We start from the raw sequence: 21,915 nt of genomic DNA, 5'->3' as shown, positions 1-21,915 counted from the left end.
GCAATCTATTCATTCCAATTTACATAAGTAGATTGTCCGTTAAAGTTCATTTAAGGCTTTAACTTTCTTTATTAAAAAATTGTTTATATAAATAGTATTAATAATATAAACCTATAATATGTATGAAAAAACGGGCTAAAGTGCCCGCATAAAATATGTTAATCTTTTAGCATTGAATAAATATATATAAATCTAGCTGCATGTTCTTGCTCGTCGGTAAGTATTTCAAATAGCATATCTCTTAATTGCATATTTGGCAGCATGGACTGAATTTTTCTATAGAGCTCCACAGCTGCTAATTCTCCGTTTATACTAGTTTCAACTGCATCAATTAGTTTAGAATATTCTTCTACCTTTGGAGCCGGTATATCAATAGTTTTTCCTGTGAGCATAAAGTAAATTTTCTGGAACATCTTGTAGTGTTTTCCTTCATCATTATAAGCAAACTCTATTTGCTTTCTTACTTTTTCACTTTTAGCCATATCCATCATGTTTTTGTATTTAATACGGTCATGTCTTTCATCTTTCATAGCCTCTTTTATAAGCTCCAGAACATTATCCTCCTTTGGCATGTTCATAGCTCTATTGTAGTAATTCATATTTGGTGAATAATACATTTTTTCCTCCTTATCACTAGGATCTGTGGGCAACTTATTATGCTGGTTCCACCGGCTAGTTGCCTGTTAAAGGTAATTAAAATCTTTAACCTCCTTGTAAATTAAGAGCACTCCTATATATACTATGAAAATTAAAATGTAGGTGTGACTATAGCTTAAGTATGTCTAAAAATATAATAGAAAATATGCATAAGTTAATAAAATTGCTTATAAAAATAATTGAGTATAATTTTTAGAGGGGACAATATATGATAGGTAAAAGATTAAAAAATGGAGATACTATAGGACTTATATCACCAGCTAGCATCGAAAGTATAGAAAATATTAACAATGGCAAGAAAATAATAGCAGATCTAGGCTTTAATATAGCTGAAGGCAAGCATGTTTATGACAAATGGGGATATTTTGCAGGAAGAGATAAAGATAGAGCTGAGGATATAATGAGAATGTTTATAGATGATTCCATAGATATGATTTTATGCGTCCGCGGCGGATATGGCAGCATGAGAATTTTGCCATTTATTGACTTCGACTTAATTAAAAAACATCCCAAAATAATTATTGGTTATAGCGATATTACAGTACTTCTCAATACTATAAATCAAAGGTGCGGTCTTATCACTTTTCATGGGCCTACTCTAAGCAGTGATCTTCAAGAAAAGAATACACTTATGAGCTTATTAAATACATTAAAAGATGGGTTTAAGCCATATAGTATTATGAATCCTTCTTCAATTATACTTGAATGCTATGGAAAAGAAAATGTTCAGGGTGAATTAGTTGGTGGGAATCTATGTCTAATAACAAGCAATTTAGGAACTCCTTATGAAATAGATACAAAAAATAAGATATTATTTTTAGAAGAAGTAGGAGAAGAACCTTATAGAATAGATAGAATGCTGACTCAACTACTTTTAGCTGGAAAACTTCAGCAGTGTAAGGGGATAATTCTTGGTCAGTTTACGGATTGTGATATAAATGGTGAAAAAGAAAATGAATTTACCCTTTGGCAGGTTATTGAAAATAGAATATTGAGTCTAAACAAACCAGTAATGTTGAATCTTATGTCAGGTCATTCTTATCCTAAACTTACTCTGCCTATAGGAGCTAGAGTTGAACTCAATTATAGAAAAGGCAGTGTAGATGTACTTGAACCTGTTGTAAAATAAAGTTCATTATAATATGCTGAAAAGTATTAAGTTGTGCAAGCATAATTTTAAAATACTGCAGTTATATTTCAATTCTATATATAATATAATGGAAATGATATTAGTGTTAAGCATTGTTTAAAAGGGACAATGCTTAATATTTTTTTGTGTAGTTATAAAATACCAACAAAAAAATGAATACTTTTGTATGTCAATGTTGCAAAAGTATGATAATATATAATAGTGAAAGAAATAAGATCTTTGATTTAATTCTTGTGACAGTAGATAAAAGGTCTAATTGATATTTTATGTTTAGCCTGCCGACGGGAATGGCATGAATAAATTACCCAGTGTGACCAGTGAAAGGAGAAAAAAATGAAAAAGGAATTTTCTTTAAGCAATGAGAAAGTAATGATAAACTTCACAGCTAAATATTGTGATACTAATGAAAAACTCTTAGACAGTGATGGATTTAAAAGAATATTAAGTGCATATTACGATAGAATAAAAGCCAGAAACACAAACGTTTATAAATACCTAGTTGAAAGCTTCCATAGTGAAAGCAAACTTATAGTAGAAGATATTACTAATTTATTTAAATTGTTAACTGTAGTTAATGCAGAGGAAGTTTCAAAGATAGGTACAAAATATGAAAATCTTTTAAGCAATAAGGATTACTTTATTAATTTTATTGAAGATTTGTATTCATTTTGGAGAAAGCTTGAGAGATATTCAATAGTTCATAGTACTAGGATGAATGAGGGACTAGAAAGTACAAGTTTTCTTGATGCAAATAACCAATTTTCCATGCTTATTTTAAGCCTTTATAGAAAAATAGAAGAAAATGTATTAGGCTATAAGCCTTCTGTTTATAGACAGCTGCCAGCTGGCGGAAATGCAGGAATTATTGTTAATGATAATAGATGGAGACTTCCTAATGGCTACGAATCATTGAAGGACATTCCTTTTATAGGATCAATTATGATAGATCCACCTTTCATATCTTATCCAAAGAAAAATACCAGGGCAGGAGTATTCAATGAATGTTATGAAAATCCACTTAAAGATTGTACAATTAATAAAGATCACTTCTTTTGCTATCCTGCTAAGGTAGGATCGCTACTTGCTTATATATATTTTCATAGAGATTTTATGGCTCACGGTGTAACCTTGTGCAATTTGTTTGAAATGGCAAGGGTAGAAGAATATAAAGGCACTAAACCTGACATAGTATTTGTATTTGGAGCAAGAGATAATAATACTGATATAAGAACTGTATTTTATGATGATACTTTGAATGATATAATGATGGGGCTCGTTAGTTATGGAGATGCTATAGATTATTTTGGCTATATGAAGAAAATGACACTTACTCTTCATAACTTAATAATGATAAAAAGAGGATACTTACCAATACATGGTGCCATGGTAAATATAGTAATGAAAAATGGAAAGTCAGCAAACGTAATAATAATGGGGGATAGTGGTGCAGGAAAATCCGAAAGCCTTGAGGCATTTAGAGGGCTTAGTGAAGATTATATAAGTGATATGACCATAGTATTTGATGATATGGGAGTAGTTAAATTAGATGAAAACAGCAAGCTGTTTGGTTATGGTACGGAAATAGGTGCATTCGTTAGGCTTGATGATTTAGATCAGGGCTATGCCTTTAAGGAAATTGACAGAAGTATCTTTATGAATCCTGACAAAACAAATGCTAGACTTGTAATGCCGGTTGCTACTTATAAAGAAATAATTAAAGGATATCCTGTAGATTTATTCTTGTACGCAAATAACTATGAAGAAGTAACTGATGGAATGGAAGAAATAGAATATTTTAATAATCCAGAAGCTGCAATAGAGGTATTTAAAGATGGTGCCAGAATGGCCAAAGGAACTACTTCAGAAAAAGGTCTTGTAAAATCTTATTTTGCAAATCCTTTTGGACCTGTTCAAAAAATTAAAGAAACTGATATACTCATTGAAAATTACTTTAAAGCTATGTTTGATACTGGGGTTAAGGTTGGACAAATAAGAACTTGTCTTGGAATAGAAGGCAAGGAAAAGGAAGGCCCTAAAAATGCAGCAATCAAATTGTTTAATATAATAAAAAATTTTAAATAAATAATAATAAAATGATAAATAAGTTCTATTTTTAACTTATTGCTTTATAAATATATATATAGCAATAAGTGGAGAGATAAAATTGTCTTTATATGGCTATCGCGTTAGAAGGCGAAAAAATAACAAAAGCCTACCTTTTGTAGCAGGAGCTTATTTATTAGCGATCATTATCTTAGTCATCATTTTTCTCTACTTTAATGTTGATAAGATAAACTATAAGAGATATAAAGCATATGAAGCAAAAGTGAATGTATCCTTTCAAGATATAATAAAGAATGCTGATATATATACTAAAGATTATAACAATAACAAAATCACAAAAAAACAGATGATAGATAATTTAGCAGCTACCTCTAAGGATTTAGAGAGTTTGCATGATTCTTTTAGATGGAGATGGGGAGATCAAGTAACAAAAGAGCTATTCCTAATTAAAAAGGAAATAATTATTGATTACTCTCAGTATTATAAAGATAAATATAAAGGATTGCTTTATGGAGTTAAATCCAGTGAAATGGAGCAGCTAAATTATATTATGAGGTTAACTGTAAGATACAATGAAAGGGATAGATATCAAAGACAAAGATTCAAAATTAGATTTTGATAGCTAGTTTAAGCCTATAAAGTTATAAAAAATAATAAGCTGCAGCAAATATGCTGCAGCTTATTACTTTTAGATTAAGATATTATCTGTGTACTTCTACATCTCTATCACCATATCTATCTCTTCCTAAGAAGGATATAGCATAAAGACCTGCAATACCTACTAGAGCATATACTATTCTTGAAAATGTTGACATATCTCCGAACAGAGCAGCAACTAAGTCAAAACGGAAAAATCCTATTAATCCCCAATTAACTGCACCTATTATTACTAACAATAGTGCAATTGTATCTAATGCTCTCATAGAATACATCTCCTTTTAATTTATTTATTCAAGAATAGTATCTTCAGATTTTAGAAAATTATAAGTAGAATTCTATTTTATTTCTCCATGTTTTTCATAAAAAGTTATTTCTTTTATTTTATTATTAGAATCTACAAAAACCACAGTAGGTTTATAGGATTTTGCTTCAATTTCATCCATTTGGCAGTATGCCATTATTATTATCTTATCTCCAGGCTGAACACATCTAGCAGCAGCTCCATTAAGGCATATTATGCCACTATTTTTTTCCCCTGGTATAACATAAGTTTCAAATCTATTTCCGTTATTTATGTCCACTATCTGAACCTTTTCATATTCTAAAAGTCCTGAGCTTTCCATTAGCGCAGTATCTATAGTAATACTTCCAACATAGTTTAATTTTGCTTCAGTAATAGTAGCTCTGTGAATTTTACATTTTAACATATTTAATTGCATGTGAATCCCCCTAAAGTTTTCCATTATTTTTTTATTAGAACGAAAAATTATCAATTAATCTGGTTTTTCCGATATAAACAGCTATTGCAACTAGAATCTTATTATTAATAGAGTCTATAGGTTTTAAGGATAAACTATCTACCACTTCTACATAGTCTATTTTTGCTAAAGGCTCCTTGCTTAGTTCATCAATAATTGTTCTTTTGATTTCAGATGGATTTTTTTCACCTGCTTCAAGTGAAGCTTTAGCCAATTTAAGACTTTTATTCAATATAAGAGCTGCCTTTCTTTCTTCAGCTGATAGATAAGTGTTTCTTGAACTCAAAGCAAGTCCATCAGGTTCTCGGACTATCGGGCACCCAACAATTTCTATATTAAAGTTTAAGTCTATTACCATTTTTCTAATAACTGCAAGCTGTTGAGCATCTTTTTCACCAAAGTAGGCTCTGTCTGGAGAAATAATATTAAAAAATTTGGATACAACTGTACAAACTCCTTTAAAATGACCTGGCCTTTTTGCTCCACATAGACCTTCAGTTATGTTTTCTACATCTACGAATGTAGAATTATTTTGTACATACATTTCGGAGGGTTCTGGAGCAAATATTAGATGGGCTCCATTACTGCTGCAAATATATGAATCTCTTTTAAGGTCTCTAGGGTATTTTTCAAAATCTTCATTAGGACCAAATTGTATAGGATTTACAAATATGCTAACCACAACTCTATCATTTTCTTCTGATGCCTTTTTTATAAGACTGGCATGACCTTCATGAAGAAATCCCATAGTTGGTATGTAACCTACTGACAAACCTTCATTTCTCCAAAGCTTAATTTGAGCTCTTACTTCTTTAATAGTATGAACAATATGCATTTTAGTAATCTCCCTTCAAATAGTAAAATTTTAATATAATTTATTTAATTCACCCTCTGACATTGAAAATGAGTGTACTGTTTGTGGAAATACACCTTGCTTAACTTCTTCAATGTAATTTTTAAAGGCATTTATCATTATTTCACCAACATTAGCATAATTTTTTACAAACTTAGGCTTTAAATCAGAAAACATCCCAAGCATATCCTGGTACACTAATATTTGCCCATCACAACCTGGACCTGCACCGATTCCAATGGTTGGAATTGATACTGATTCGGTAATGCGGCTAGCAAGTTCAGCTGGTACACATTCTAGTACTATAGAAAAAGCACCTGCTTCTTCTAATTTCTTAGCATCATCTATTATCTGTCTTGCTGAACTGCTATCTTTTCCTTGAACCTTAAAGCCTCCAAATATATTTATAGATTGTGGAGTAAGACCTATATGACCCATTACAGGAATCTGTGCTTTTACTATAGCTTTGATTTGCTCTTCTACTGAAGCTCCACCTTCTAGCTTTACCGCTTCAGCTGTACCTTCTTGAATAAGTCTGCCTGCATTTTTTACAGCATCATAAGTAGAGGTTTGATAAGACATAAAAGGCATATCGCCAACAACTAAAGCATTCTTTACACCTCTTGAAACTGCTTTAGTATGGTGTATCATATCTTCCATGGTTACACTAAGTGTGTCTTTATATCCTAGACAAACCATTCCAAGAGAATCTCCAACTAGTATGCCATTTATTTCTGAGCTATCCATAAGTCTTGCCATTGAATAGTCATATGCAGTAAGCATAGATAGTTTTTCACCCTTTAATTTTGACTGCTTAAAGGTTGCAACAGTATTTTTCAATTTAGCTCCTCCTCTTCACCAATGGCACGGAGTAACTTACCGTGCTAATATTCACAAATTATTCAGTGATTTTTTATCTCATTAAAGTATTGTTTTAATGCGGAATAGTCCCTATCATGATGCTTTTTTTCAGATAACTTTAATAGATTAAAAGATAATTCACTATAGGTATTTCTAAATTCAAATGGAATAATTTCCACGTGATGCTTTATAGTATTTAGATCCCCTCTTTCAACTGGACCAGTAAGGGAATTGATTATACCATTTTTGCTTATGTTTTTTATGTTGTTTTCTATAAGAGGAAGTAGTGCTTTTAGTGCATCTTCACCATTTATACCGCAGCTTACTAATTCTTCACAACCAGTATCTATTAGAGATAATACTAAATTAGACACTGTTACGCTGGCAAGATGGTATAGTGGCTTATTATTAGCAGCTATAACAAAATATTTGTTTTTTAGTACTTTAAAGATATTTTTCATAGTATCAATATGTTTATCATCGCCTTCAATTGAGAAAAAGGCTTCATTTAAATTTTTATAGGAATTATATCTATCTGAAAATGCATATATAGGGTGAATAGAATATCCAAAGGCACCTGAATTGTTTAAGTTTGAAAAGATTTTTGAAGAAAGTGAACCACTACAGTGGCATATGAATTTATTTTGCAATTTATATTTATATATTTCGTTCCAAACAGTTAATATCATATCATCGGGAGTGGTTATAAAAATAATATCTGTAGCATTTAAGAATTCCTCTATATTTTCATAAGCCTTAGAATCGGTAAACTCTGCAGCTTGTTTAGAGGATGTAAAACTTCTACTGTAATACCCAGATAAGTTTATACTATTAATAGAAAAATATTTGCCTAATGAAAAACCAACCTTTCCGGCTCCTATAAAGCCTATGTTCAAAGCCTCACCACCTTAATAAAATAAACAAAATAGCCTCTGCTATACAGAGGCTTAAACTTGCGCTGATATAGCTGTCTCATTCCCGTGATATGAGCAGATTAAATAAATTCAAAAAACAATTCGGTGCAGTTCCTAAAGATACTACCCAAAGTTATTTTATCACAGCTAATTGGAAAAGAGTAGAGGAGAAAAAATTATGGTTTTGTTAAATTTGTTGGAATTTGGTTATAAATTTCATATTTTTAGTTAAAATTAAGATATAGCATAAAATGAAAGATAAAAGTTAAGGAGATAGGGTATGAAAAAAATAGTAAGTTTATTTGCAGTAATTATGTCCACTGCTATAATTTCTGGCTGCGGGAGTAAGCCAGTAAGTGATAAAGTTAATACTTCACCAGTGAATATAGAAAAAGATAGTGAGAAGAAAAAAGAAATTCCTGAGGGATTAACTAATAATGAAATTGAATTCAGTGAGGCAAGAGAAAATGAACTTCCAGCTAATATGGCAAACTCTATTAAATTACTAATGCCAAATAGGGGATACTTTTATGAAGAAAAAAATAATACTTACTATATAGCAATATTTTTAGGAAAAAGATCAACAGGCGGTTACAGTATTAAAGTAAAGTCAGTTGAAGATATAGAAGGCATCACAAATATTACAGTAGAAGAATATGGACCAAAGACCAATGCAATGGTAACTCAAGTGATAACTTATCCTTATACAATTATAAAAGCTTCACAAATTACTCCTAATTTTGTTGTAAAGAATACTAAAGGGGAGAGCTTTGAAGAAATGAAGAAAGAATGGCAGGAATATTAAAAGACCTCATTATGAGGTCTTTAATACTAAGAACAAATATATATTATAATTTATAACTGTAGATTTCTATCAATAGGCTTTAAAAGAGAAATAAATGTATTTGTACTTTGAACTCCATCTATACATTGAATTTTGTTCATAATTAAATCTTGGAGGTGACTCATATTTTTACATAGTACTTTCATTAATATTGAATAGCTTCCAGTGGTATAATGAAGCTCAACTATCTCATTTATTTTTTTCATCTCATCAAGAACAGAATTAAAACAAGATGCCTTTTCTAGATGTATACCAATAAAACAGCACACATCATAACCGAGCTTTGATGGGTCTACAATAAGTTTAGTTCCCTTAATTATTCCTAGGTCTTCCATCTTTTTCATTCGCACATGAATCGTTCCGCCACTAACATCACACTGCCTAGCAATTTCTAAAAAAGGTGTACGCGAATCAGTAAATAATATGTTTAAAATTTGAAAATCTAAGTCATCTAATTTAAGACTTGTATTTGATTCCATATCCATTCCCACTCCCGTTAACATTAAGCTGTTTAAAATTACTTATTCTTTATTTTGCATATAATCATTATAACAGAAAAAGAAATATTTCCAATAATTATTATCAATAAATTTAATGTTATTTTTATTGTGTTGATATATTTCCAAAAATATATCATAATATTATAGTAATAAACTATAGAGGAGGGATACGATGAACTGGGGCAGAACAATTTTATTTTTTATAGTCTATGCTGCAGTTGCTTTAATTGTCTACAATGTTTTAAGAGTCTACGTGTTTTCAAAGCTTAAGGTTAACAAGTGGATTATATTAGGAATTGCAATTGGAGTATTATTTTTACAAACCATTTTCGGAACTACATATAAAAATACTATTTTAGATTATGCATTTTCATTTGTTTTTATAGTGTTGTTTTTATGGTTCTTTGATATGACTAAAATAGGTGCTAGCAGTCGAGCAAATAAGAATAACAAGCCTGATTATAAAATAGTGCCTTATAAAAAAGATAAGAATAAAAAGGACGTAGTTATAAAACCTAAAGCAAAGCCTAATAGAATTAAAAATAATAAAGAACAATAGAGATACTCTTTACGGGCATCTCTATTTTTATATTTAGAGTATATACAAACTTTTGTTTTGCTTTATAAATTTGAAATCACATAAAATATAATAGAAAAAGTAAAAAAGATATAATGTCTGTTGCCAAACACATTATATCTTTTTTATTGAAGTCCCTGAATTAAATTATTGACAGCTTACGTAATATTAAACAAGCAAATTATATTTTTAGCTGCATCCAGTAGTAGAACCACAGTCTAAGCATACTTTGCAAGTACCATTTGTAACCATCCTCGTTCCTGAACAGCTAGGACAGGAGACACCATATAGTTTTTCTCCTTCTACAACTGCTTTCTTGCTTTCTTCTGAAGCTTTAATAGGTTCAGCTTCAACAGCTGAGCTATTTATTGGATGGTGATTAAATGGGCTGTTTTCAACGGTGCTGCTTATATAATCGTCAGGCTTAACCTGGCATCTTGAAAAATCACCTAATTCTATATCAATTATCTTGCTAATAAGGTCAGAAATTGAGCTTACAGACTTTATATAAGGATGCTTTTGAACAAAACCATAGGGTTCATACTTTTGACCTCTAAGCATTCTTGCTATATCCTTTGGCGGTACATGATACTGAAGCATAACTGATATTGATTTAGATAATGAATTTAATAATCCAGTTATAATTGTACCTTCTCTATCTGTAGTTATATATATTTCTGATATTTCGCCGTTTTCTCTTCTGTTTACTGTTGTGTATATCTTAACATCCTCAATTTGAGCAGGATGTGTGGTACCATATCTAATTCCAAGTGGCTTATCCCTCTTGGAATAATGATGTTCAGCTTGAAGTTCTTTAGCCTTAGCTAAAAGTTGTGCATAAGTAAGACTATCTAAATCTACATTAGAGTCCTCAGCAGTTAAGCTTGTATTTAAAGGTTGAGCCGCTTTGGATGAATCTCTATAAAGAGTTATTCCTTTTATTCCAAGCTCCCAGGAGGTTAAAACTACATTTTTAAAATCCTCAATAGTTGCGGTTTTTGGAACATTTACAGTTTTTGATATAGCTCCAGATATTAGCGGAGTTATTGCTGCTACCATTTTAACATGGCCCATAGCACTTATATATCTTTTTCCAGTTCCGCAAACATTAGCAGTATCAAATATTGGAAGATGCTCTTCTTTTAAATGTGGTGCACCTTCAATTTTGCCATCTAATATTTTTTCATAGGAAAAATCACCTTCAGATACTGTTTCCATCCTAAGCACATATGCAAGAATATCTGAAATTTCTTCACTGCTGTAGCCAAGGTTTTCAAGCGACTGCTCTATAACTGGGTTAACTACAGTCATGAAACCACCGCCAACTAATTTTTTATACACTATATGGCTGAAGAAAGGCTCAATAGAAGTAGCTACGCAGTCCATAGCAAAGGAAATAGTACCTGTTGGAGCAATTACAGAAACTTGAGCATTTCTGAATCCGTATTCCTTGCCGCACTCTAATGCATTTATCCAAGCTGATTTTAATATGTCACTTAGCTTTTGAAGCTTGTTGGCACCTAAAAGCTCATGGTTTACTTCTACTGGAGTATAATTTAAATCTTCATATTTAGAATTAAGTGCTCCTGTTACTCGAGCATGATTTCTGATTACTCTCATCATATAATCCTTATTTATAGGATATTTTTCAAAGGTTCCAATTTTCTTTGCCATTAGTGATGATACATAATAGGAATGGCCAGTCATTATTCCAACTAATGCAGCAGCTAGATTTCTGCTTTCCTCTGAATTATATGGATAACCCATAACCATAAATAATGAAGCTATGTTAGAAATACCTAGACCTGTTGTTCTAAACATGTAGGTTTTTCTGGCAATATCTTCAGTAGGGAATTGTCCCCAATAAATAGATGCCTCTAGTGCCAATTGAATAAATCCTATTAAATGAACATAGCCATCTATATCAAAGCTTCTTCTATCATGGTTATAGAACTTATAAATATTTATAGAAGCAAGATTACAGGAGGTATCATTTAAAAAGGCATATTCTCCACATGGGTTTGTGGAATTTATTCTATTGTGTACAGCATTGTAATTTCCATCCTCTCCAGCAGGGCAAGTATGCCATGCATTAAAAGTATCATCAAATTGAGGGGCTGGATCTGCACATTGCCAAGCAGAATTATTGAATGCATCCCATATTTCTTTTACCTTTATTTCACGGTCTAGTCTACTGTCCACTCTACCTTTTATTTTAATAACCTCATTTTCGTTATCACTAAGGTTCTTAACTTTTGTCATAAACTCATCAGAGAATCTTATAGAATTATTGCTATTTTGTCCAGAAACTGTTTCATAAGCTTCTCCATCTATGTCTGTATCATAACCCATTTTTCCAAGCGCCCTAACTTTATTTTCCTCTTTGGCTTTCCAGGTTATAAAATCCATTATTTCAGGATGGTCTACATCTAGACAAACCATTTTAGCAGCTCTTCTTGTAGTTCCGCCAGATTTAATTGCACCTGCATTTCTATCTAGTGCTTTTAGAAAACTCATTAGCCCAGAGGATACACCTCCACCAGAGAGTTTTTCACCCTTAGCTCTAATAACTGAGAAATTAGTACCTGTACCAGAACCGCCTTTGAATAACTTTGTTTCTGCTACAAATTGATCTGAAATAGAATGAGAACCTAATAATTTATCTTCTATGGATAATATAAAACAAGCTGAGGCTTGTGTTCTTGAATATGTATCTTCACATTCTACTACAGCTTTAAGCTCTTCATTGTAATAGAAGTTTCCTTGCTTAGCACCCTTGATGCCATAACTTTGAGCAAGTCCTGTATTAAACCATTGAGGAGAATTTGGAGCATACATTTGATTTAATAGGCCATAGACCATTTCATCATAAAAAATATTCTTTTCTTCCTCAGTTTCTATAATTCCTTCTTCAACTAGAGCATCACGCCAAAAGCTTACTAAACGGTGCGCTACCATTCTCATACTGTTTTCATAACCAAGTTCATTTGGAACGCCAGCTCTTCTAAAATATTTTGATGCTATTATATTGCAAGCATTTTGTGAATAGTTCTCAGGAAATTCTAAATCTTTCATATCCACAAGTACTTTGCCAGTTTTATAATCTTTAAGAACTACATCAACCTTTTTCCATGAAAATAAATCATAGACGGTTTTATCCTTATCTAGTTCTAGTTCATTGGTATAAAATCTCTTAATAATAGTTTTAATGGATTTGTCGCTGTTTTTCATATTATTATGTGACATTGTCCTACCCCCACTAATTTTCACTATATGTAGTATTATATTCAGAATAAAATACCATATGTTGTATTATAAAAGAAAATGTGAAACAAATCAAGAATTAATATTAAGAGATAAATTGTAAAAAGTTCGGCAAACAATGAACACTCAAGGAAAGAAGCTTAAAAAAGTTTTTTTATTTTGATATAATATACCTAAAAAGGAGAAGGTTATTCATGATATATAATTTTGAAGATAAAAGACCAGAAATTTCAGAAAGTGCTTTTATAGCAGAAAGTGCTGATGTAATAGGAGAGGTTTTCATAGGTGAACAATGCGGTATTTGGTTTGGAACTGTAATTAGGGCAGATGGAAAAAGTATAACAGTTGGCAATGGAACTAACATTCAGGATAATTGTACAGTTCATATTAGCAGTGAATATCCCACCGTGATAGGTGAGTATGTTACTATAGGACATGGTGCAATTGTTCATGCTTGTAAGGTTGGAAGTTATAGCCTTATTGGTATGGGTGCTATTGTATTAGACGGTGCAGAAGTAGGGGATTACTCTATTATTGGAGCAGGCAGTGTAGTTACATATAGAACTAAAATACCTTCAGGAGTATTAGCGTTAGGTACGCCAGCTAGGGTGGTAAGAGAACTTTCTGAAGAAGAAAAGTTATCCTTAAAACAATCATCGGAAAAATATATTGAGCTTGCAGAAAAATATAAAAGAAATTGTTGAATAATTTACATAATTATGAAATAATTATAATAATAAGATTACTTAGGGGGTTATAACATGACTGTATTAAATAATTTAGGCTTAAGTGCTGTATTTGGTCTGCTTGGAATACTTATACTAGCATTGGGATATTTAATCTTTGATAAAATGATACCATTAGATTTTAATAAAGAACTTGAAAAGGGAAATATGGCTGTAGGTATATTAATTGCAGGACTATTGATAGGAATAGCAATAATAGTTTCAAGAGTAGTGGCGGCATAGAACATATAGAATAGGTAAGAAGTAAGAAGTAAGAAGTAAAGACGGAATTTTGCCATTGGCAAAATTCCGTCTTTTTTCACTCTTCACTCTTACCTCTTCACTACTATCTATTCTAGTAGTAGATATATACTTCTATATGCTTTATAATGGTAAAGTAAAGAAGATTTGTATTAAGTTGAGGTAACACATATGAGAGAAGAAAAAGCGGGGCTAAAATTAAAACTTATTTACTTAATGATATATGGTACTATGGCTTGTTATTATCCATTTCTGGCAGTATATTTCAAAGGAAAAGGATTGAGCTACACCGAAATAGGAATTGGTTTTGCACTTAATTCTATAATATCAGTAGCAGCACAACCTATATGGGGTTACCTAACAGATAAATATCTAAGCAAGCGAAAGACTATCGTGATAACTTTAACTGCCAGCAGCATTGCAGCTCTTGGTTTTATCTTTGCTTCCCAATATTATATGATTATGACACTGATTATTTTATTTATATGGTTTCAAAGTTCTGTGTCTCCAGTGACTGATGCTTATTGTTACGATTTTATGGAAATAGATAAAAACCTGCAATATGGACAAGTTAGGCTCATGGGATCAGTAGGATATGCTGTAACTTCACTTCTACTTGGAATAGCAATTCAGAAAACCAGTATAGATATGGCCTTTTATACTTATCTTATTGTTTCAGTTGTTGTTATACTTATCATAAGGTCAATAAAGTTTGAAGGTAAGCATGGAAGTAATAAAATTGATATTTCTGACATAAAATATCTTTTAAAAAATAAAAACTACACTATTTTTATAACCTCTGTAGTATTTATTAGTATTGCTTTGGGTGCAAATGGAAGTTATATTGCTGTACTTATTGAAAAAACAGGTGGAGATATTTCAAGACTTGGTCTACTTTGGTTTATTGTTGCTATGAGCGAATTGCCGGTTTTCTTTTTTGGGAACAAATTATTAAAAAAATACGGTGATTTGAATTTATACATTATAAGTATGATTATTTATATATTTAGATATCTATTAGATTCTTATTGTAGTTCCTATATAGGAGTAATTGCAGTGCAAATATTACAGGGAATAACTTTTACCTTATATTTAACAGCTACAATGCAGTATATAAATAGAATAAGTGAGCCCAAACTAAGAACTTCAGCTATAACATTATATGCAGCTATAGGCGGTGGAATAGGCGGGTTTATCGGAAATTTTGGTGGTGGTTTATTCCTTGAGCATTTTAGTGTATTTGCACTATTTAGATTAATGGCTGTGGCTGCTTTTTTAGCTTTAATAACTGCAGCATTTCTTAAGAAATATGAAAAACTCAATAAGTAATTAATATTATTAATTCACAGTATATAGCTTCTGTTTTTTTATTGCAGAAGCTGTTTTTTTATAATAAATTTCAGGGTTATTATTAATTAGGAACTATAGGCAAATAATAGTATATGTAGATTAATTTTCAAAAAATTTCAAAAACCTCATTGATTAATTTGAGGAAATATAATATAATAAAATTGTTAGGATTGCAAACGATTGCACAAAGTTGCATAAATTAATTTGGCTAAAGCCTATTATTTTTTGCGCTTTACGCAAACGTGTGCACAAATATATTAAGGGGGTTTTAAAATTGAAGAAGTTTAGACAAGCTCTAAGCTTAGTGCTTACTTTTCTATTTCTAGTAACTCTTGTTCCTAGGTTTGGAATAAAAGTTAGTGCAGAAGAGCCTACGAATCTTCCAGCAGCAGATATGATGGCTGTTTTAGTAGGTGATTTTGTTGAAGACCAGGGATTAGGTAAGAATTGGGAACCTAAAAATACTGGCACTATTATGAAAGAATACAGTAAAGGCATTTACGAGTTAACAGTTGACTTTAAAGTTGCTAAAGGTTACAACTATAAGGTTGCTTTTAATGGTCAATGGGATAACCCAAAAGCCCTAGGTAATAATGGTGAAAATAAGGTATTAAATGTTGCTGCGCCAGGAAAGGTTATTTTTAGAGTTGATGCTATTTCTGGCAAGGTATATGATTCAATAAATGATCCTTCTCAATTTAAAGCTAGTGCAACAGTTGTTGGTTCGCTAGATCTTGTAGCAACTGGGGGAAAGAATTGGAATCCTGCTGATGCAGCCTTTGATATGGATTACATAGGCGGTGGATTCTACAGCAAGACTTTTCATTTAAATGCTGGAAGTTTTGAATACAAGGTAGCATTTAATCATGCATGGGATAATGGAGAAGTTGGAAATTCAGGTGGAAATATAGCTTGTACTGTACCAGCAGGTGGCGCAGATGTAAAATTTGTAGCTAATCCACTTTTAGGATTTGCAACAGACTCTATAAACAACCCTAGCATTAATGGAAACGCTTCTTTAATAGGAACAATTCGTGGTGGGCAAGATGATTGGACAGTAGATAAGCATGGATATGAGTTTTCATATATAAATGGAGAAGGCCAATATATTTATAGTGGATTTTACCAAGCAGGCAGCTATGAATACAAAGCTATTGAAAATTATAGCTGGGATAGTGGGGGAATACCTTCTACAGGTAATGTCAACATTACTATTCCAGAGGGTGGAAAATATGTAGTATTTGTTTTAGACAAAAAGGCAAAAACACTTAAGGATTCTATTAATAATCCAAATGAAGTAGCCACTGCCCTTGGATTAAAGGCAGCGCCTGTAGAATTAAAAAGTCCTGTTATCAATAGTAATGGTACAGTTACCTTCAATTATAAGAATGCAGATGCTGCAGCAGTATATCTAGCTGGAAGCATGACAAACTGGGAAGCTGGCAAAAAGGCTATGACTAAAAATGCTGATGGTGTTTGGTCCATAACCTTAAGATTAGGTGATGCAGCTAAAAATTATGAATATAAGTTTATAGTTGACGGGAAATGGATTACAGACCCTGTAAATTCAAAAACTTCAAATGGTAATTCATTGCTTGAGTTTCCTGAATATACTGGTAGAAAAGTCGTACTTGCTGGAACAATACAAACTGTTGTAGGTGAAGCAGCTTGGTCACCGGGTTCAGACAAGACAACTTTAAAATATGATGGCAATGGAATGTATAGTATAACAATAAAGGATGTTCCACAAGGTAGCTATGAATATAAGGTAGCTATGGGATCATGGACAGAAAATTATGGGGCAGAGAGAAAAAAGGATGGACCAAACATCCCTTTAATAGTTCCAAGTAAACAGGATGTTAAATTTATTTATTCAGATGACAGCCATGCAATAGTAGATTCAATATCCTATAAATTCCTTGAGCCAAAGCTTCAAGGACAAGGCATACCTGATAATACCATTTTAAAAGATGAGACACTATCAGGAGTTTATAGAGCAACAGTTAATTTAGTTAAAGGAACTTACGCTGATTTAGCAGTAGTTGTTAATAATAAAGCTATGCCAGTTGGAACTATAAATATTACAGAAGATAGCAAAAGTGTTACTATAAGCTATGATCCAGTAACTGAGATAGTATTTAATGACGCTTCTAGTAAAGAAATAAACATAAATGCTATTAGATTTGATTCAAGAGATTTAGAATATAAAGATCCTTATGGAGCAGTACCTACTGATAAGGAAGTTACCTTTAATTTAAGGGCTGCAAAGGATGATATATCTCAAGCAAAACTAATTCTATTGACACCAGATGGAACAAAGGTTGTTGATATGGTGAAGAGTGGCAGTTTTGACGAAAGTAATGATAAGTGGACTGCAAAATATACCTTCTCAAAGCTAGGAATGAATAAATACTACTTTGTAGTTTCAAATGGTTCTACGGTAAAGGCTTATGGAGATGATGACGGTTATTTTGGCTTAGGTATAGCAGATGACCTAGGAAAAGTTAAGCAGTATGACTTGAATGTATATGATAAAAACTTCAAAACTCCAGACTGGATCAAGAATGGGGTTATATATCAAATATTCCCAGACAGATTCTTCAATGGAGATTTAACAAATGATTATAATCAAAAATATGCAAGAGGAAATATGCCTTATGAGTTTCCACAATGGTATGAAGCACCAGAGGACCCAGCACTTGAATATGAAACTAATTCAAATGGTTCCTTTAAATTAGATGCAAATGGAAATAAAATTCCAAAGAGCGATTATACTGGTTTTAAAGGTGATGGAAACTGGGGCAATGAAATGTATGGTGGAGACTTAGTCGGTGTTAACAAAAAGCTTGACTACCTTCAATCCTTAGGAGTAAATATATTATATTTCAATCCAGTAGGTCAGTCTATATCAAACCATAGATATGATACAACTGATTATAAAACTATAGACCCATTACTTGGTAAGTTAGATGATTTTGTAAACTTATCTAATGAAGCTAAGAAGAGGGGAATGCACATAATCCTTGATGGTGTATTTAATCATGTTTCAGACGATTCTATATACTTTGATAGATATGGTAAGTTTGTACAAGCAGGTAAGCCATTAGGCGGATATCAATACTGGAAAAAAGTTTATGACTTAATGAAGGAAAAGAATATAACTCAGGACGAAGCTGAAAAGCAAACTGTAGCTTATTATAATTCCATAGGAATTACTGATTTTCATTATAAAGATTGGTTTATTATTAAAAATAATGTAATAGAAAAAGATAAGGATGGAAATGCTGTACCAGTTCACTATGAATATGAAGGCTGGTGGGGATACGATAGTATGCCAGTTATTCAAGCATTTAATGGATCAGAATATCAAGTTAAAACTTGGGCTGATGAAGTAATTGATGGACAAAATTCGGTATCAAGATATTGGTTAAATAATGGCTCTAGCGGATGGAGACTTGACGTTGCAAATGAAGTTTCTGATGAAACTTGGCAGCATTTTAGAACTGCTGTTAAAGAAGAAGGGGACAACGCAATAATAGGTGAAATTTGGACTGATGCTTCAAGATATATACTTGGAGATATGTATGATTCAGTAATGAATTATAGATTTAGAAATTCAGTGCTTTATTTTGTAAAGGGAACTTCTACTGATAGCAAGACACTTACAAATGCTGTTGATGCAATGAATCAATTAGAAGCTATGAGAGAACAATATCCAAAGGAAGCATTTGAGGCTATGATGAACTTAGTTGATTCACATGATACCCAAAGGGCAATATCAACCTTTGATGGAATTGAGAAAAACGATACTACTGGTAGAGCTATTGCAAAGGAGCCTACTTTAGAGGCTATAGCAAAAATGAAACTGATACCTCTTATCCAAATGACATATCCTGGGGCACCAACAATCTATTATGGTGATGAAATGGGTATGCCAGGTGCTGATGATCCTGATGACAGAAGAGGTACTTATTGGGGCAAAGGAAATAAGGATTTAGTTGAGTGGTATGCAGAGCTTACAAACATAAGAAATGCATATTCAGTTTTAAGAACAGGAGACATAGCACCAATTACAATAACTGATAGCAATAAAGATGATGTTATGGCATATGTAAGAAAAGACTCAAAGGATAGTGCAGTAATAGCTGTAAATAGAAAAACTTCTGAGATTTCTTCACTACAGCTTGATGTTAAAGAAATTCCTGATGGAACAGTATTGACCAATGCTTTAAACAACAATGAAAAGTATACTGTAAATGCTGGAAAAGTTACTGTAAATGTTCCTAAGCAATCGGGTATAATTCTTGTAACTAACTACAAGGAAGTAAATATTAATGCTTCAGCTTTAAAGGATGCATATGATCCAAGCTATTTAGTTAAGGATAAAGTTAGAGTAACAGGAGTTACTTTAGAAAGTGCACAAACAGCCTTAAAAGTTGGTGATAGTACAACATTAAAAGCTGTAGTAGCTCCAGAAAATGCTACACTTAAGAACGTACAGTGGTCCTCAAGCAATAAAGCAGTGGCAGAGATTGATGCAAACGGAACTGTGAAGGCATTAACAACTGGTGAAACAGTAATAACTGCTACAACATTAGATGGGGCCTTTAAAGCAAGCTGTACTTTAAAGGTAACTGAAGCTCTGAAACCTGAGGAACCGAATGGGCCAGAGCCTCAAAAGCCGGAGCCAACTCAGCCACAAAATCCAACAGCTCCTGTTAATAATACTACGCAAGTAGTTAATAATACAGAAGATGTTAATAAAGCAATTAAAGATAATAATATAACCAAAGTTGTGGTAGAAGCAAAAGATAATACAAAAGTAGATAAATCCATTTTTGAAGCTATAAAAGGAATGAATAAGGAAATTACCTTTAATGCTGGCGACATCAGTTGGACCTTTAACGGTAAGGATATAAGTACTTCAATGGATATGGATTTGTCCTTAAAAGAGGTTTCAAAGGATTTAAAGGATAAGATAGCTGCAAAAGTTAAAGCTGCTACTGGCAAAGATGAAAAAGTATTTGTTTTCTCCTTTAATCATGAGGGCCCACTTCCAGGTACTGCAAAGATTAAAATGTTCCTAGGAAAGGATTGGGCAGGAAAAACTGTTACATTAAGAAGATATTTCAAAGATAAAAATACTTATGAAAATGTATCAGGACAAAATCAGGTTAAGGTTGATGAAAATGGCTATGTAGAATTTTTACTTGACCACTGCAGTGATTATTTTGTAACAGAAACAGAACTTCCAAAGACAGGTGGGGTACCATTCAATGACTTTATGTATATAGGTACACTTCTTATAGCAGCTGGAGCCTTTACTTCTAGAAGAAAGAAAGCTTAATATTTATTAAAAGCGAGTCTATTTAGGCTCGCTTTTTCGTGCAGGTTTACAGCTAATTTTTGTATTGATTTTCATAGTTTTACCAGTAATATAATGGTGAAAATAGTAGAAAATATTATCAATAAATATAAGAGAAAAAAAACTAAATGAAGAGGTAAAAGTACTAAGTTAACCAACACATCCATCGGCAACAGCTGGCAGGGCTAGGTTGCTGAGTATGACCAGTGAATGGAGGTATATTATGTTGAAAAAAGTATCAGGTGTGCTAATATTCATATTTCTATTTTTCTTTTTTAATACGGCTGCAGCTGAAATAGGCAGTGAAGTACATTTTTTAGATACTGGGCAAAGCGATTGTATTTTGATTAAAGGGTTAAATAAAAATTATCTAATTGATACTGGAGCTAGTGAAGCTGCAGAAAAATCAATTAACTATTTAAATTCCATTGGAGTAAAGAATATTGAAGACATTATAATTACCCATTATCATGATGATCATTATGGGGGACTTAAAAAAATTTTGCTCAGCATTAATGTAAATAGAGTTATACTTCCAAAACACACAAATGAATTGAAAAAACAAATCTTAGATGGTTTAAAGGGCTTAAATATAAAAATTGATTATATAGACAAAGACTATAAAATAGAAAATGGCGATATTGAAATAAAGGCTTTGTTGCCTGAAAAAGAAGATAAAAAAATAGAAAATAATAACTCAATTATTTTAGAAGGAAGCATTGGTGGTTTAAAGTATATTTTTATGGGAGATACAGAAGAGAGAAGAGAAAAGGAACTTATAAAATCAAATAATCTATCAAGGTATGATGTTATAAAAATTGGTCATCATGGTTTAGATACAAGTACTAGTGATGCATTTATAAAACAAGTAAAACCAAGGGTTGCGATTATTACTTGTAATGGAGGCGAAAGTCCAAGCAAGGAAATATTAAGCAGAATTGCAAAACAGGGGACTGTAATATTTAGAACTGATAAGCAAGGAAATATCACGATAAAGCGCAGTTCAATTAATGATAATAGTAATATAAAAGGAATTGAAATTAATAGCCATAAAGTGATAAAATGAAAATGCAAATCATTTTAAAGCTTTAGTATATTAATTCTATAAATTA

General features: G+C 31.9%; 18 protein-coding genes. 10 read left to right on the top strand and 8 right to left on the bottom strand.

Annotated elements, in window-relative coordinates:
- Positions 1–158: 158 nt before the first annotated feature.
- Positions 159–617, bottom strand: a complete 459-nt coding sequence (locus bsdE14_RS02715; RefSeq protein WP_264848408.1) for a ferritin-like domain-containing protein — start codon at positions 615–617, stop codon at positions 159–161.
- 248 nt (positions 618–865) lie between these two features.
- Between bsdE14_RS02715 and bsdE14_RS02710 the strand changes: the two genes are divergently transcribed.
- From bsdE14_RS02710 to bsdE14_RS02700, 3 genes are all read left to right on the top strand, one after another.
- Positions 866–1,786, top strand: a complete 921-nt coding sequence (locus bsdE14_RS02710) for a S66 peptidase family protein (protein ID WP_264848407.1) — start codon at positions 866–868, stop codon at positions 1,784–1,786.
- 354 nt (positions 1,787–2,140) lie between these two features.
- Entirely contained in the window at positions 2,141–3,889 is a 1,749-nt protein-coding gene (locus bsdE14_RS02705; RefSeq protein WP_264848406.1) for a phosphoenolpyruvate carboxykinase (ATP), read from the top strand.
- A gap of 82 nt (positions 3,890–3,971) precedes the next feature.
- Positions 3,972–4,490 (top strand): hypothetical protein, encoded by a 519-nt coding sequence (locus tag bsdE14_RS02700; protein WP_264848405.1) that lies wholly within the window; start codon positions 3,972–3,974, stop codon positions 4,488–4,490.
- A gap of 82 nt (positions 4,491–4,572) precedes the next feature.
- Here the strand turns inward: bsdE14_RS02700 and bsdE14_RS02695 are convergent, their stop codons facing one another.
- The 5 genes from bsdE14_RS02695 to bsdE14_RS02675 all read right to left on the bottom strand — a co-directional run bounded on the left by bsdE14_RS02695 (position 4,573) and on the right by bsdE14_RS02675 (position 7,899).
- Positions 4,573–4,794, bottom strand: coding sequence for a DUF378 domain-containing protein (locus bsdE14_RS02695; RefSeq protein WP_264848404.1), 222 nt, complete (start codon positions 4,792–4,794; stop codon positions 4,573–4,575).
- A 72-nt stretch (positions 4,795–4,866) separates the two neighbouring features.
- Positions 4,867–5,250 (bottom strand): aspartate 1-decarboxylase, encoded by a 384-nt coding sequence (gene panD, locus bsdE14_RS02690; RefSeq protein ID WP_264848403.1) that lies wholly within the window; start codon positions 5,248–5,250, stop codon positions 4,867–4,869.
- Positions 5,251–5,284: 34 nt separating this feature from the next.
- Positions 5,285–6,124 (bottom strand): pantoate--beta-alanine ligase, encoded by an 840-nt coding sequence (panC, locus tag bsdE14_RS02685; protein WP_264848402.1) that lies wholly within the window; start codon positions 6,122–6,124, stop codon positions 5,285–5,287.
- A gap of 30 nt (positions 6,125–6,154) precedes the next feature.
- Positions 6,155–6,982, bottom strand: a complete 828-nt coding sequence (gene panB, locus bsdE14_RS02680; protein ID WP_264848401.1) for a 3-methyl-2-oxobutanoate hydroxymethyltransferase — start codon at positions 6,980–6,982, stop codon at positions 6,155–6,157.
- Between the two features lie 62 nt (positions 6,983–7,044).
- Positions 7,045–7,899, bottom strand: a complete 855-nt coding sequence (locus bsdE14_RS02675; RefSeq protein ID WP_264848400.1) for a Rossmann-like and DUF2520 domain-containing protein — start codon at positions 7,897–7,899, stop codon at positions 7,045–7,047.
- 298 nt (positions 7,900–8,197) lie between these two features.
- On the opposite strand from bsdE14_RS02675, the gene bsdE14_RS02670 reads away from it, so the two are divergent.
- A complete protein-coding gene (locus bsdE14_RS02670; RefSeq protein ID WP_264848399.1) occupies positions 8,198–8,722 on the top strand; it encodes a protease complex subunit PrcB family protein in 525 nt (174 codons plus the stop codon).
- A 50-nt stretch (positions 8,723–8,772) separates the two neighbouring features.
- Here bsdE14_RS02670 and bsdE14_RS02665 read toward each other — a convergent pair whose 3' ends face one another.
- Entirely contained in the window at positions 8,773–9,246 is a 474-nt protein-coding gene (locus bsdE14_RS02665; RefSeq protein WP_264848397.1) for an Lrp/AsnC ligand binding domain-containing protein, read from the bottom strand.
- Positions 9,247–9,433: 187 nt separating this feature from the next.
- Between bsdE14_RS02665 and bsdE14_RS02660 the strand changes: the two genes are divergently transcribed.
- Positions 9,434–9,820 (top strand): hypothetical protein, encoded by a 387-nt coding sequence (locus bsdE14_RS02660; RefSeq protein WP_264848396.1) that lies wholly within the window; start codon positions 9,434–9,436, stop codon positions 9,818–9,820.
- A gap of 207 nt (positions 9,821–10,027) precedes the next feature.
- Here the strand turns inward: bsdE14_RS02660 and bsdE14_RS02655 are convergent, their stop codons facing one another.
- Positions 10,028–13,084, bottom strand: coding sequence for a vitamin B12-dependent ribonucleotide reductase (locus bsdE14_RS02655; protein WP_264848395.1), 3,057 nt, complete (start codon positions 13,082–13,084; stop codon positions 10,028–10,030).
- A 212-nt stretch (positions 13,085–13,296) separates the two neighbouring features.
- Between bsdE14_RS02655 and bsdE14_RS02650 the strand changes: the two genes are divergently transcribed.
- The 5 genes from bsdE14_RS02650 (at position 13,297) to bsdE14_RS02630 (ending at position 21,869) form a co-directional block, all read left to right on the top strand.
- Entirely contained in the window at positions 13,297–13,806 is a 510-nt protein-coding gene (locus bsdE14_RS02650) for a gamma carbonic anhydrase family protein (protein WP_264848393.1), read from the top strand.
- 57 nt (positions 13,807–13,863) lie between these two features.
- Complete coding sequence (locus bsdE14_RS02645; RefSeq protein WP_264848392.1) at positions 13,864–14,070, top strand: DUF350 domain-containing protein; 207 nt, start codon at positions 13,864–13,866, stop codon at positions 14,068–14,070.
- Positions 14,071–14,259: 189 nt separating this feature from the next.
- Positions 14,260–15,417: an MFS transporter gene (locus bsdE14_RS02640; protein WP_264848391.1), complete on the top strand. Its 1,158-nt coding sequence runs from the start codon at positions 14,260–14,262 to the stop codon at positions 15,415–15,417.
- A gap of 295 nt (positions 15,418–15,712) precedes the next feature.
- Positions 15,713–20,785: a pullulanase X25 domain-containing protein gene (locus bsdE14_RS02635; RefSeq protein WP_264848389.1), complete on the top strand. Its 5,073-nt coding sequence runs from the start codon at positions 15,713–15,715 to the stop codon at positions 20,783–20,785.
- A gap of 241 nt (positions 20,786–21,026) precedes the next feature.
- Positions 21,027–21,869 (top strand): ComEC/Rec2 family competence protein, encoded by an 843-nt coding sequence (locus bsdE14_RS02630; RefSeq protein WP_264848387.1) that lies wholly within the window; start codon positions 21,027–21,029, stop codon positions 21,867–21,869.
- The last annotated feature ends 46 nt before the right edge of the window (positions 21,870–21,915 follow it).

It is taken from the genome of Clostridium omnivorum, assembly GCF_026012015.1.
Taxonomy (GTDB): domain Bacteria; phylum Bacillota; class Clostridia; order Clostridiales; family Clostridiaceae; genus Clostridium_AX; species Clostridium_AX omnivorum.
The sequence above is the reverse complement of the archived record's forward strand: the minus strand, read 5'-3'. Positions and strand labels throughout refer to the sequence as shown.